This is a genomic window from Variovorax paradoxus, assembly GCF_000834655.1.
Classification (GTDB): Bacteria; Pseudomonadota; Gammaproteobacteria; order Burkholderiales; family Burkholderiaceae_C; genus Variovorax; species Variovorax paradoxus_F.
Window position 1 is genome coordinate 72,022 of record NZ_JXQQ01000009.1, and the last position, 13,191, is coordinate 85,212.

The following is a 13,191-nucleotide window of genomic DNA, read 5'->3' on the forward strand; positions in this document are numbered from 1 at the left end:
CATGTCCACGCAAACCACCCTCGCTTCCGCAGCCATCCACGTCGTCGGCCAATACAACGACGCGGGCAAGACCCTGGTCGGCGCCTACCGCACCGGCGTGCATCGCCTCCTGGGCGGCGCCGCTTCGCGCTACAGCAACTTCCTGGGCAACCGCCAGATCCCGTTGGTGAGCGAACAGATCAAGGCCAACCTGATCGGCGCGCAAGAGAAGGTCAACGGCTTCCTGGCCAACCGCCTGGACATCGACACCAGCCGCATCGTCTCGGTGATGGACCGCGTGGCCGCCGGCACCACCAGCGGCATCGAAACCGTCGCAGGCCGCGTGGCCCGCGTCGAATCGCCGGTCGCCACCTCGGTGCTGAACACCCTGAACGCCATCAACCAGCCGATCGCCACCGTCTCGGTGCAGATCGCCGACCGCATCGCCGCCGGCGCCAAGCAACTGGAAACCCGCGTGGCCGGCGTGGACGGCGATATCGCCAAGCCCGTGCGCACCGTGAAGGCCAAGGCTGCCGTGGCCAAGAAGCCGGTTCGCCGCGCTGCTGCCCGCAAGGCCGCCTGATCCCCCGAGGCGCCTGGCGCCTCTTTTTCTTTCCGGCATCTGGAGCATCACCGAATGGCGACCCGCACTGAAGAAACTGCAAAGTTGAAGAAGAAGGCGACGCCTGCGAAGAAAGCTCCGGCCAAAGCGCCGGCTGCAAAGAAAGCCGCGGCGCCCCGCAAGACGGCGCCTGCTGCGAAGAAGGCAGCGGCAAACGCGCCCGGCAAGGCCGAAGGCCTGCTGCGTGCCGGCCTCAAGGCACTGGACAACGTGCGCAACGACGTCGCCAAGCGCCAGGCCAACGTGATCGAAGGCCTGCTCGGCATCGGGCAGGGCAAGGTCGATGCCGCCGGTGCCAAGGCCGCGCTCACCCGCGGCTTCCCGAGCCTGGACACCTTCGGCATCCGCAAGTTCGAGGACGTGTTCGACCAGCGCGTGGCCACCGCCCTGCAGCGCCTGGGCATGCCGAGTGCCGAAGAAGTGCAGGCCCTGCGCGACGAGGTGGTGCAATTGCGCGAACGCCTTGCGCAACTCGAAGGCAGCGACAGCCCGCGCCGCAGCACCCAACGCTGAGCGACGACAACGCAACCCGGTTGTGGCCAGCTCCAACACCACGCGCGACCGCATCCTGCAGACCAGCCTCGCGCTGTTCAACGCGGAAGGCCTCGCGGCCGTGTCGACGCACAAGATCGCCGCCGAGCTCGGCATGAGCCCGGGCAACCTGCACTACCACTTCAAGGCCAAGCAGCTGATCGTCGAATGGCTGTTCCGGCGCTTCGAGCAACGGCTCGAAACGCTCAACGGTTCGTCCTCGTCGATCTCGGCGATCGACGACCTCTGGCTCGCATTGCACCTGCGCTTCGAGGCCATCGACGAGTACCGCTTCATCTACCGCGACATGGCCTTCCTGGCCAGCGAGTACCCGGCCCTGGGCCAGCGCGCGCAGGCGCTCACCGCGCAGAACCTGCTGGCCGCGCAAACGCTGTGCGAAGGGCTCGTGGCCTCGGGCGTGATCGAGACCAGTGCAGAGCAGGCGCGCATCCTGGCGCTGCAGATGGTGTTCACCACGACCTGCTGGCTGTCGTTCGAACGGCTGGTGCCGGGGCGTGACGCCCTGGCGCAGGCCGATCCCGGTTTGGCGGCTTTCTACACGCTCACGCTGGTTTCGCCGTATGTTTCCAGCGAATCGAGGGCTTACCTCGATTACCTGAGGGGCAAATACCTCGGATAAATGACGATGTCGTCCGACGGGAGAGTGCAACCATGACCCCTCATGCTCGTCCTATCAAAGAGAAATCTCGAAAGATCCGAAAGGAAGCCGCCCCCATGACCACCGCCACCCACGATCACATCGCGCCCCCTTCGCGCCTGCTGCTGCTGGCCGAAGCGCGCGCCCTCTGGGAGACCGGCGCCGGCATCGCGATGTGGCCGCTCCTGCAACTCACGCCGCGCGGCGACGGGCACCCGGTGCTCGTGCTGCCGGGCCTGGTGGCGAGCGATGTTTCCACCTTGCTGCTGCGCCGCTACTTGAACAGCCGCGGCTACGACGCGCATGGCTGGGGCCTTGGCCGCAATCTCGGTCCGCGCCAGGGCGTGGAAGACGGCATGGTCCAGTTGCTCAAGACCCTGAACGACAAGAGCGGCCAGAAGGTCAGCGTGATCGGCTGGAGCCTGGGCGGCGTCTATGCGCGGCTGCTGGCCTCGGCGCATTCGGGCCTCATCCGCAACGTCATCACGCTGGGCAGCCCGTTCTCGGGCAGCCCGCGCGCCACCAACGCATGGCGCGTGTACGAAGGCGTGAGCGGCCAGAGCTCGCACGACCCGCGCCGCATGAAGTTCGTCGAGCCCACGCCGCCCGTCCCGACCACCTCGATCTTCAGCCGCACCGACGGCGTCGTCGCCTGGCGCTGCAGCCTCGAGAAGACCGGCCCGAAGTCGGAAAACATCGAGGTGATGGCGAGCCACCTGGGGCTCGGTGCGCACCCCGCGGTGCTCTATGCGGTGGCCGACCGGCTGGCGCAGCCCGAGGGCGAATGGAAGCCCTTCAACCGTGGCCTGCTGGGGCCGCTGGTGTATCCCGATCCCGACCGCGACATGTGATCGATCGATTGCGCGCTCGATGAAAAAAAGCCGGCAGATGCCGGCTTTTTTCATGGGCGCATTTTGCCGCGGGCCTCTTCGCAGCAGCACGACGTTTCCTCGCATAGGTCGATCTTTTTCGCGGAGGCCTGGGCGTGCTGGAACCGCGGGAAAGCCAGGCCGCATGCCCCTATTTCCGGGGCGCAAGCCAGTCAGGTACCGGCCCACACGTCGAGCACGTAGCGCTGGTCGGCAATCATCCGGTCCATCCAGGCGTTGCTGTCGTGGCCGTGCTCGCGCGCGATGTCGGTCAGGGTGCGGCGCACGTCGGGTTCCATGCGCGAGCCGTCGCCGCACACGTAGATCACGCCGCCGGCTTCGAGCAGCTTCCACACGGCCGCGGCCTGTTCGCGGATCAGGTCCTGCACGTACACCTTGCGCTCGCCCGAGCGGGAGAAGGCGGTGTGCAGCCTCATGAGGCCGCGGTGCGACCAGCCCTGCAGTTCCTCGGCATAGATGAAATCCTGTTCCGGATGCCGGCAGCCGAAGAACAGCATCGCATCGCCCTGCGCCTCGCCGCGCTCGATGCGCGCCGCGCGCTCCTGCAGGAAGCCGCGGAACGGCGCGAGGCCGGTGCCGGGGCCGATCATGATCAGCGGACGCATCGCGTCCTCCGGCAGGCGGAAGCCCTCGGCCGTGGTCTCGCGGATCACGCCGTGCACCGTGTCGCCCGCCTCGGCGCGCGCCAGGTAGTTGGAGCACACGCCCTCGAAGGTGCCGTTGCCCGAGAGCGCCGGTTCGCTCACCACGCCCACGGTGATGCTGCAGCGGCCGGGCGTCATCGCCGGCGACGAGGAGATCGAGTAGTAGCGCGGCGACAGCGGCGACAGCATTTCCAGGAACACCGCGAACGGCACCTGGCAGGCGCGGTGTTCCTCCAGCAGTTCGAGCAGCGACTTGCGCTTGTGCAGCACCTCGGCCTTGTACGCGGCCTGCGAGGCCTCGTCGCTGCCCGAGAGCGCCATGAGCTTCGGCTTGGTGAAGGGGCACTCCGTGTAGGCCGCCAGCGTGGCGATCTGCTTGCGCGTGGCCACGTCCTGCAGCTCGACGTAGTCGCCGAGCAGGCGATCGACGGCGATTACCTGATCGACCGGCAGCGCGGCCTTGCGGCCCGGCACGGCTTGCAGGCGCACGTGCGCGGAGCGGTCAAAGCCGAAGCGCGCCATCGCACGTTCGACCTGCGCGGGGCTGTTGCGCGGCACCACGCTCAGGTGGTCGCCGGGCACGTAGTTCACGCCCTCGGGCAGCATCAGCTCGACGTGGCGCGTGGAGCGGCTGTTGTCGCCTTCGCTGCCGGGGCTTTGCAGTTCGCGGTTCTCGACCACGCGCAACGCCACCGCGCCCAGCGCATCGACCAGTGCGTTCTTCTGCGGCGGCGGCAGCTCTTCGAGCGTGTAGAGCGGCTCGGCCTCGGTCGGCGTGTCGGCGCCGGCCTTGATGCCGAAGGCCTTCACCAGCGTCGGCCAGAGCGCATCGCTCCAGTCCTGGAAGGCGCCGTCCATGTCCTCGCGCGCATCGCCTTCGCCGCGCGGATGGACGCGCGTGGCGCCCAGTGTCTCGAGGCGCTCGTCGATGCGGCGCGGCACGGCCTGGTAGGTGGCCGCCCAGTCGGTGTTGCCGCAGCCGAACACGCTGAAGCGCACGCCGTTGAGCGCATCGTCGGCCTTGTCGAGCCAGCGGTGGAACTCGGCCGCGTTGTCGGGCGCGACGCCGTTGTAGGAGGCGCAGACGATGGCCACGGCACCGTTGGCCGGCAGCCGCTCGGCGTAGTCGTCGAGCGAGGCCACCTGCGTGGAAAAGCCGCGCAGCTCGCCGGCCTCGGCCAGTTGCCGCGCGAGGTCTTCGGCGGTGCCGAGGTTGGAGCCTTGCAGCACCAGCAGCGAGGTGCCGTGGCGCGCCGCTTGCGGCTTGCGCGCAGCCGGCTTGGCCGGCGCATCCGGCGTGGCGGCCGCTTCGCCGTTGCCGCGCGGGCGCGAGGCCGGGTCGCGCAGCAGCGCCTTTATCTTGAAGTTCTCCGGCTTGATCGTGAGGGCTTCCTTGATCTTGAGCTTGTAGCCCGTGTGATCCACCAGGTTGAAGCGCTGCAGGATCATGCCCAGCGTGAGCACCGCCTCCTGCAGCGCGAACTGACGCCCGATGCAGGCGCGCTGCCCGTTGCCGAAGGGCTTGAAGGCATTCACCGGCCGCTCGCGCTCGGCTTCGCGGCTGAAGTTGTCGGGGTCGAACTGGTCGGCGTTCTCGCCCCAGATGCCCTTGTCGCGATGCAGCGCGAGCGCATGCATGATGACCATGTTGTTCTTCTTGATCGTGTACTGGCCGCCGATGGTCGTGTCTTCCTTGGCGCGCATCGAGATCGCGGGCGCGGTGGGAAACATGCGCAGCGCTTCCTTCAACACCTGCATCACGTACTGCAGGCGGTTGACCTGCGCATAGGTGGGTTTTTGCGAGGTGTCGCCGCCGAACACGCTGTCGACCTCGGCCTGCGCCTTGGCCATCGCCTCGGGGTTGTTCAGGAGGAAGTAGATCGCGAACGAGAGCAGGCCGCTGGTGGTCTCGTGGCCCGCGATGAGGAATTCGATGCACTCGTCGCGGATCATCTTGTCGGTGAGCTGCTCGCCGCTCTTCTTGTCCACGCCCGCGATCATGTAGCTCAGGAGGTCGGGCTTGGTGGCGATGTCGGCACCGCTCGCGCGCCGCTCCTGGATGATGTCTTCCACCATCTTGTGCATGTAGCGGATGTCCTTGCGCTGCTGCGCAAGCTCCTTCTTGAGCATCAGCTCTTCCAGCGGGAGGCCGCGGCGGTTCTGCACCGTCTCCAGCGTGCGCACCATCGCATCGACGAAGGGATGGAAGCCCTCGCGGTAGAACGAGTTGAAGCGGTAGCCGAAGCCGCACAGGCCGATGGTGTCCAGCGTGAGCGCGGTCATGTCGCGCACCACGTCCACCTCTTCGTCGAAGTTCAGCCGCTCCCATTTGGTGACCAGCTGGCCCGCGATGTCCAGCATCATCGGGTGGTAGGCCTGCATCGCGCGCTGGCTGAAGTTGGCCAGGAGGATGTTGTGCGGCTTGGACCAGGTCTCCTCGTGCGTGTCGGAGGTGAAGAGACCGTGCGATGCGGCGCGCAGCCTGCGCAGCGCGCCGCGCGTGCTCTTGTCGAAGCGCGCTTCCTCGCAGAGCTCGTCCACCAGCGCGGGCGAGGACACCACGATCACCGGCATGCCCGGCATGTCGAGCCAGTAGATGCCGCCCAGGTCCTGCGCGATCTTCCACATGTCGAGCACGGGAGAGTCGGAGCCGATCGACAGCAGGTTGCCGACGAAGGGTTTCTTCGCCGGGTGCGGGATCGGATAGAGCGAGTTTTTGCCTGCCATTTGGTGTTGTGCCTTTGGAATGGACCCGCTTCGGAAATCCGTGAGGTATCACCCGGAGTATCCCGATGGCACAGGGGGCAGGCAGGACGGGGTTTCCCCTAGAAATTGCCTGCGTCGCTCATTCGATGTTCAGGGCCGCACCATCTTGCATTCCGTGCCTTGCGCAAGCTCGTTGCCGGTGTAGACCGCATCGGTGCGGAAACCATAGTTCGTACCTTCCCAGCCCGTCCTGACCGCCTTGCCGTCCACCGGCGCGATGGTGTTCACCACCTGCGGCAGCAGCAGCTGGTGGTCTTCGGCGCGCATGCGCACCGGGCCGACCACCGAGTCGAAGGCGAGGTCTTCGAGCGCGCGGGCCACCTTCACCGTGTCGTCGCTGCCGGCCTTGTTGATGGCGGCGGCCAGGAGGCGCGGCGTCATGTCGATGCGCGGCGCAAGAAAGTCTTTGCCCGTCTTGGCCTTGTAGGCCTTGGCCAGCGTATCGGCCTTCGGTGAGTCGGCTTGGCCCGGATGCCACTCGGCCACCCAGGTGAGCTGCCCGGTCTTCGCCTGCGACACCGCGGTGACCGTGCCCGGCACCGAGCCTGCGCTGTGGTTGAAGTAGCGCAGGTTGTAGCCCGCATCGCCCGCGGCCTTGAGCAGCAGCGTCATGTCCTGCCCCCAGTTGCCGGTGATGACCGAGTCGGCGCCGCTCTGGCGGATGTTGGCGATGTAGGGCGCGAAATCCTTCACGCGGCCGATGGGGTGCAGCGCCTCGCCCACGAACTGAACGTCGGGCCGCGCGAGACCGACCATCTGCCGGCCGTAGCTCGCCCACTGCTTGCCGTGCGCGTAGTCCTGGTTGAGGAGGTAGACCTTCTTCACGTCGGGCGTCTTCTTGATGTAGTTGGCCAGCGCCTTCATCTTCATCGCGGTGTTGGCTTCGGTCTGGAAGTGCCAGAAGCTGCAGCCCTTGCCGGTCATCTCGGGGTCGATGGAGGAGTGGTTCAGCACGATCAGCTCCTTGCCCGGGTTGCGCTGGTTCCAGCGCGCCACCGACTGCACCAGCGCCGTGACGACGGACGAGCCCGAGCCGCCCGTCACGATGGCCTTGGCGCCCTGGTCGATGGCCGCCTGCAGTGCGCTCTGGCTCTCCTGCGCCGAGAGCTTGCTGTCGAACTGCAGCAGCTGCAGCTTCGTGCCGCCGAGCACGCCGCCCTTGGCGTTGATGTCCTCGATGGCGTACTGCGTGTGCATCAGCATCAGCTCGCCGACGTTGGCGAACGGCCCCGACAGCGGATCGATGTAGGCGATCTTGTAGGTGGGTTGCTGCGCGTGCGCGGCACCCGCGATGCAAAGCAGGCAGGCAAGGGCGATCCGCGCCGAGGGCGCCTTCTTGAACTTCATGGTGTGTCTCCGGAGGTTGGGTTATCTGTCTTTGGCGCGCAGCCCGATCACGCGGCTTGCGAGCTTCGTGAGTTCGGCCACCACCTCGTCGGGCGAGAGCCTGCCGCCGGGGCGGTACCAGCTGTAGAGAAAGCCCGGCAGGCTGCAGGCCGCGAGCGCGGTGATCTTGGTCTCGCCGAAGTCGAGGTCGCCGTCGCTGCGCGCCTCTTCGAGCAGTGGGCACAGCAGGTCGTAGAAGTGGTGCGCGAGCTTCTTCTGCGCGGCGATGTACTCGGGGCGGTACACCTGCGGCTCCCGGTACGGAAAGAAGGCGACCGGGTGGTGCGCGATGGTCGCGCGAATGAGCCGCTCGATGCCTTCGATCACCTTCTCGCTCGCGCGGCGCGGGTCGCCGGCGGCGAAGTCGAGCGCAGTGAAGCAGTCGACCGCGGGGCGCCACGACAGCGTCTCGAAGATCTCCTGCTTGTCGCGGAAGTAGTAGTACACGAAGGGCTTGGTCACGCCGAGCGCGCGAACGATCTGGGCCATCGTCGTGTTGGCGTAGCCCTGTGCGGCGAAGAGCTGCGCGGCCGCCTGCAGGATGCGCTCGCGCTGCGTGTCGGTGCTCTGCGTGGCCGCGCGCTGGCGGCCCGTGCCTTGCGGCAGGTGCGGCTGCGCCATGGTGGCCGTTGCAGTCTGCTCGGCGGTGTCGGACCCAGAGGGTTTGTGCCGTGTCGCGGAAGTTATACCCATGGGTAGGATTGTTCGTGCACCATGCACCCATTGGCAAGCGCCTGCCCCCTGCAGGCGGCTATCGATAACCCTGAGAAAGAGACGCCATGGAGACACTGCCCGACCGCCCGCAACAGCCCCTTCACGAATACCTGCGCACCCACGCGCGCGAGCGTGGCGACCACGCCGCCTGCATCTGGTACGGACACGCGATGAGCTGGGCCGAACTCGACCGCGCGAGCGACGCGTTCGCGGCGCGCCTGCAGGCCATCGGCGTTGCGAAGGGCGAGCCGGTGGTGCTCTTCCTGAACAACTGCCCGCAGTACCTGGTCGCGCACTTCGGCATCCAGAAGATCGGCGCCATCGTCTGCCCGAGCGGCCCGCTCAACAAGGAACACGAGCTGTCCTACCAGGTCAACGACCTGAAGGCACGCGTGATCGTCGCGGCCGCACCGCTCCTGCCGGTGGTGCGCAAGGTGCAGCCCGGGAGCGCTCTCGCTCATGTGTTCGTGGTGCACTACGCCGACCTGCTGCCCGCGCCGGCCGCGCTCGACCTGCCGGCCGAGCTGGCCGCCGAGCAGAAGGCGGGGCGCAACGTGCCGGCCGATTGCGAAGACTTCCTGGCGGTGATGAGGTCCGGTGCGAAGCCGGAGCCCGTTGCCATCGACATGGACGACGTCGCGCTCATGACCTACACCTCGGGCACCACGGGTCTGCCCAAGGGCGCGATGCTGAGCTACGGCAATGCGCTCTTCAAGACGCGCGCCGTGGTCGACTGCAACGGCGTTCGGCCGGACGACGTGCTGCTGTCCATCGCGCCGCTGTATCACATCGCCGGCATGCTGATGGGCGTGAACGTGCCGGTGCTCAGCGGTGCCACCTCGGTGCTGCTGCACCGCTTCGACCCGCGCACGGTGCTGCAGGCCATCGCCACCTACAAGGTGAGCTGGTGGTACAGCATCGCGCCGATGAACGTGGCGTGCATGCAGGTGCCCGACATTGCCGAGTTCGACCTGTCGAGCCTGAAGATGAACCCGGTGACCAGCTTCGGCATCACCTTCACCGAACCGCTCGCCGCGCAGTGGCGCTCGCATGCAGCCAGCTGCAGCTCGTTCGAGGCGGCCTATGGCTTGAGCGAAACCCACACCTGCGACACCTACACGCCGCACCATGCGCCGCGCTGGGGCACGCAGGGCATCGCGGTGCCGGGCGTGACGATCCGCATCGTGGACGCCGACACGGGCGCCGACATGCCCACCGGCGAGGTCGGCGAAATCGTGCTCACCAGCGCGGGCTCCTTCAAGGGCTACTGGAACAAGCCCGAAGCCACCGCGGCCACCTTGCGCAACGGCTGGGTGCACACCGGCGACATGGGCAAGCTCGATGCCGACGGCTACCTCACCTTCATCGGCCGCTTCAAGGAAATGATCAAGGTCTCGGGCTACAGCGTGTTCCCGGAAGAGGTCGAGACCATCCTCATCAAGCATCCCGCCGTGGCACAGGCCGCGGTGATCGCGCAGCCCGACGCCGAGAAGGGCGAAGTGGTGAAGGCGTTCATCGTGCGCAAGCCGGATGCGCAACTCGATGCCCAGGCGCTCATCGCCTGGTCGCGCGACAACATGGCGAGCTACAAGGCGCCGCGCGCGGTGAGTTTCATCGACGCATTGCCCACCACCGGCGCCGGCAAGGTGCTGCGCCGGTTGCTCAAAGACAAGAACTGAAAGACATCGCGTGTTCTCCAAAGTTTTGATTGCCAACCGCGGCGAGATCGCCGTGCGGCTGGTGCGCGCGCTGCGCGACCTGGGTATCGCCAGCGTGGCGGTGCATGCGCGCGACGATGCGTCGGCGCTTCATGTGCAGCTGGCCGACGTGGCGGTGGCGCTCGATGCGACCGGGCCCTCCGCGTACCTCGACGTGGCCGCGCTGATCTCGGTCGCGAAGGCGCAGGGCTGCGACGCGGTGCATCCCGGCTATGGATTCCTGAGCGAACGCGCCGATTTCGCGCAGGCCTGCGCGGACGCGGGGCTGGTCTACATCGGGCCGACGCCCGAACAGCTGGGCCTCTTCGGCGACAAGGCGCGCGCACGCGAACTGGCCACGCAATGCGGCGTGCCCGTGATGCCCGGCAGTGCCGGCGCGCTGACGCTCGCAGAGGCGCAGGCCTTCTTCGCCGAACAGCATGCGCAGGGCGCGGGCGTGATGGTCAAGGCCATCGGCGGCGGTGGTGGTCGCGGTATGCGCGCGGTGCTGAATGCCGAGGAGCTGCCCGAGGCGCATGCGCGCTGCATGTCCGAGGCCAAGGCGGCGTTCGGCATCGAGGGCGTGTATGTCGAGCGGCTGATGCGCAATGCGCGGCACATCGAGGTGCAGGTGCTGGGTGACGGGCAGGCGGTGGCGAGCCTGGGCGAGCGCGAGTGCACCTTGCAGCGGCGCTTCCAGAAGCTCGTGGAGATCGCGCCGAGCCCTTCGTTGCCCGAGGCGCTGCGCGCGCAGGTCACGCAGGCTGCCTTGCGCATGGCGAAGACGGTCGGCTACCGCGGGCTCGGCACATTCGAATTTCTTGTCGATGCGGCATCGGCCACGCTGCCCTTGGTCTTCATCGAGGCGAATCCGCGCCTGCAGGTGGAGCACACGGTGACCGAAGCCGTCACCGGGCTGGACCTGGTGCAACTGCAGATCGCGGTGGCGGCCGGCCAGTCGCTGGGTGCATTGGGTATCGAGGCCGATCGCACGGCGCCACAGCGCGGCTTCGCGGTGCAGTGGCGCATCAACGCCGAGACGCTCGATTCGCAAGGCAACGCGCGGCCGTCAGGGGGCGCGCTCGCGCGCTTCGACCTGCCGAGCGGGCCGGGCGTGCGCGTCGATACGCACGGCTATGCGGGCCTCGCGCCTTCGCCGCACTACGACGCGCTGCTTGCCAAGCTGATCGTGCATTCACCTTCGCCAAACTTTGCCGATGCCCTGCGCCGTTCGCTCCGTGCGCTGGACGAATGCCGCATCGACGGCATCGCGACGAATCTCTCGCTGCTGCGCGCCATCGCCGCGCGGCCCGAGTTCGCGACGCAGGCTGTGCACACGCGCTTCGTCGAGGCGCATCTGGGTGATCTGCTGGCGGCAGCGGCGTCGCTTCAAACGCATGCGAAGGCAATGGTCCCTGCTGGCGCGCAGGCTGCGACCGGCGTTGTCGATGAAGCAGACGAACTCACCGTCAAGGCGCCGATGCCCGCGAAGCTGGTGCAGTTCGAAGTGGCCGTGGGCGACGTGCTGCCGGCCGGCGCGCAGCTTGGTGTGCTCGAAGCCATGAAGATGGAGCACCTGCTTCACGCGCCCTTCGCGGGCCGCGTGGTCACGCTGCTCGCGGAGCCCGGCGACTATCTCGTCGAGGGCCAGTCGCTGGTGCGTCTGGAACCCGTCGATGCGCAGGCCCTCGAGGCCGAGGCGCGTGCCGAGCACGACCTCGACGCGATCCGCCCCGATCTGCAGAAGGTGATCGATCGCCATGCGCCCACGCTCGACATCAACCGCAAGCCAGCCGTCGACAAGCGCCATGCGCAAGGCGGCCGCACCGCGCGAGAGAACATCGCCGACCTGTGCGACACCGCAGCGGACCCCGGCAACTTCATCGAATACGGCGCCCTCGCCATTGCCGCGCAAACGCGCCGGCGCACGCTCGAAGACCTGATCGCCAACACGCCGGCCGACGGCATGGTGACGGGCCTGGGCAGCATCAACGCGAGAGAGTTCGGCCCCGAGAAATCGCGCTGCGCCGTGCTCGCGTACGACTACATGGTGCTCGCCGGCACGCAAGGCATGCGCAACCACCACAAGACCGACCGGCTGCTGGCGGTGGCGCACCAGCTGAAGCTGCCGGTGGTGCTGTTCGCCGAGGGCGGCGGCGGCCGGCCGGGCGACACCGACATGCCGATCGTTGCGGGCCTCAACAACCACACCTTCAGCCAGTTCGCTGCGCTCTCGGGCAAGGTGCCCGTGGTCGGCATCGTGCATGGCCGCTGCTTCGCGGGCAATGCGGCGTTGCTCGGCTGCGCGGACGTGATCATCGCCACGCGCGGCAGCAACATCGGCATGAGCGGGCCCGCGATGATCGAAGGCGGAGGGCTCGGCACCTTCGCGCCCGAGCAGATCGGCCCGAGCAGCGTGCAGTCGCGCAACGGCGTGATCGACATCCTCGTGGAGGACGAAGCCGCGGCCGTCGCCGCCGCGAAGCAATATCTCTCGTACTTCCAGGGCCCGACCGCCGAGTGGCAATGCGCCGATGCGCGCACGCTGCGCCACGTGGTGCCCGAGAACCGCCTGCGCGTGTACGACGTGCGCGCCGCGATGCGCGGCGTGGCCGACACCGGCTCGCTGCTCGAGCTGCGCGCGGGCTTCGGCGCGGGCATCGTCACCGCGCTCGCTCGCATCGAGGGCCGGCCGGTCGGGCTCATGGCCAACAACCCGCATCACCTGGGCGGCGCGATCGACGTGGAGGCCGCGGACAAGTCCGCGCGTTTCATGCAGCTGTGCAATGCGCACGGTTTGCCCATCGTCTCGCTGTGCGACACGCCCGGCTTCATGGTCGGCCCCGAGATCGAGGCCCAGGCGCAGGTGCGCCACGTATGCCGCATGTTCATGGTGGCCTCGCACCTGCGCGTGCCGTTCTTCGCGGTCGTGCTGCGCAAGGGCTATGGCCTCGGCGCGCAGGCGATGACCGCAGGCGGCTTCGATGCGCCCGTGTTCACCGTGGCCTGGCCCACCGGCGAGTTCGGCGCGATGGGGCTCGAGGGCGCGGTGCGCCTGGGGTTTCGCAAGGAGCTCGCTGCGGTGCCGGAAGGCACGGAACGCGATGCGCTCTTCAAGAAGCTCGTGGCGCAGCAGTACGCGAACGGCGAGGCGATCCACATGGCGCAGACGCTGGAGATCGATGCGGTCATCGATCCGGCCGAAACCCGCACCTGGCTGGTGCGCGGCCTGGCGTCCGCCACGCGTGCAGCAGCACCGGTTTCTCCCTACGTAGACACCTGGTAACCACGCGCTAGACCTCAT

9 protein-coding genes are annotated in these 13,191 nt (G+C 67.7%); 6 read left to right on the forward strand and 3 right to left on the reverse strand.

The window, feature by feature from the left end; genetic code table 11:
- Position 1 precedes the first annotated feature (1 nt).
- The 4 genes from RT97_RS04590 to RT97_RS04605 all read left to right on the forward strand — a co-directional run bounded on the left by RT97_RS04590 (position 2) and on the right by RT97_RS04605 (position 2,641).
- A complete protein-coding gene (locus RT97_RS04590; protein WP_042577600.1) occupies positions 2–562 on the forward strand; it encodes a hypothetical protein in 561 nt (186 codons plus the stop codon).
- A 54-nt stretch (positions 563–616) separates the two neighbouring features.
- A complete protein-coding gene (locus tag RT97_RS04595; RefSeq protein ID WP_042577601.1) occupies positions 617–1,114 on the forward strand; it encodes a phasin family protein in 498 nt (165 codons plus the stop codon).
- A 22-nt stretch (positions 1,115–1,136) separates the two neighbouring features.
- Entirely contained in the window at positions 1,137–1,772 is a 636-nt protein-coding gene (locus tag RT97_RS04600; RefSeq protein ID WP_042577602.1) for a TetR/AcrR family transcriptional regulator, read from the forward strand.
- A gap of 95 nt (positions 1,773–1,867) precedes the next feature.
- The gene (locus tag RT97_RS04605) at positions 1,868–2,641 is read left to right on the forward strand and encodes an esterase/lipase family protein (protein ID WP_042577603.1); all 774 of its coding nucleotides are present in this window, start codon (positions 1,868–1,870) and stop codon (positions 2,639–2,641) included.
- Positions 2,642–2,832: 191 nt separating this feature from the next.
- On the opposite strand, the gene RT97_RS04610 is transcribed toward RT97_RS04605, so the two are convergent.
- The 3 genes from RT97_RS04610 to RT97_RS04620 form a co-directional block, all read right to left on the reverse strand.
- Positions 2,833–6,051 carry a bifunctional cytochrome P450/NADPH--P450 reductase gene (locus tag RT97_RS04610; RefSeq protein ID WP_042577604.1) on the reverse strand — a complete coding sequence of 1,073 codons (3,219 nt, stop codon included), beginning with the start codon at positions 6,049–6,051 and terminating at the stop codon, positions 2,833–2,835.
- A 129-nt stretch (positions 6,052–6,180) separates the two neighbouring features.
- Positions 6,181–7,437, reverse strand: a complete 1,257-nt coding sequence (locus tag RT97_RS04615; RefSeq protein WP_042577605.1) for a branched-chain amino acid ABC transporter substrate-binding protein — start codon at positions 7,435–7,437, stop codon at positions 6,181–6,183.
- A 21-nt stretch (positions 7,438–7,458) separates the two neighbouring features.
- Positions 7,459–8,169 (reverse strand): TetR/AcrR family transcriptional regulator, encoded by a 711-nt coding sequence (locus tag RT97_RS04620; protein WP_042577606.1) that lies wholly within the window; start codon positions 8,167–8,169, stop codon positions 7,459–7,461.
- Positions 8,170–8,255: 86 nt separating this feature from the next.
- On the opposite strand from RT97_RS04620, the gene RT97_RS04625 reads away from it, so the two are divergent.
- Positions 8,256–9,869, forward strand: a complete 1,614-nt coding sequence (locus tag RT97_RS04625; protein WP_042577607.1) for an AMP-binding protein — start codon at positions 8,256–8,258, stop codon at positions 9,867–9,869.
- 10 nt (positions 9,870–9,879) lie between these two features.
- Complete coding sequence (locus RT97_RS04630) at positions 9,880–13,173, forward strand: carboxyl transferase domain-containing protein (RefSeq protein WP_042577608.1); 3,294 nt, start codon at positions 9,880–9,882, stop codon at positions 13,171–13,173.
- Positions 13,174–13,191: the final 18 nt, after the last annotated feature.

Coding starts and splice junctions, on each gene's coding strand:
- RT97_RS04595 (WP_042577601.1), top strand. CDS start 617: ATGGCGACCCGCACTGAAGAAACTGCAAAGTTGAAGAAGAAGGCGACG.
- RT97_RS04610 (WP_042577604.1), bottom strand. CDS start 6,051: ATGGCAGGCAAAAACTCGCTCTATCCGATCCCGCACCCGGCGAAGAAA.
- RT97_RS04620 (WP_042577606.1), bottom strand. CDS start 8,169: ATGGGTATAACTTCCGCGACACGGCACAAACCCTCTGGGTCCGACACC.
- RT97_RS04615 (WP_042577605.1), bottom strand. CDS start 7,437: ATGAAGTTCAAGAAGGCGCCCTCGGCGCGGATCGCCCTTGCCTGCCTG.
- RT97_RS04590 (WP_042577600.1), top strand. CDS start 2: ATGTCCACGCAAACCACCCTCGCTTCCGCAGCCATCCACGTCGTCGGC.
- RT97_RS04625 (WP_042577607.1), top strand. CDS start 8,256: ATGGAGACACTGCCCGACCGCCCGCAACAGCCCCTTCACGAATACCTG.
- RT97_RS04605 (WP_042577603.1), top strand. CDS start 1,868: ATGACCACCGCCACCCACGATCACATCGCGCCCCCTTCGCGCCTGCTG.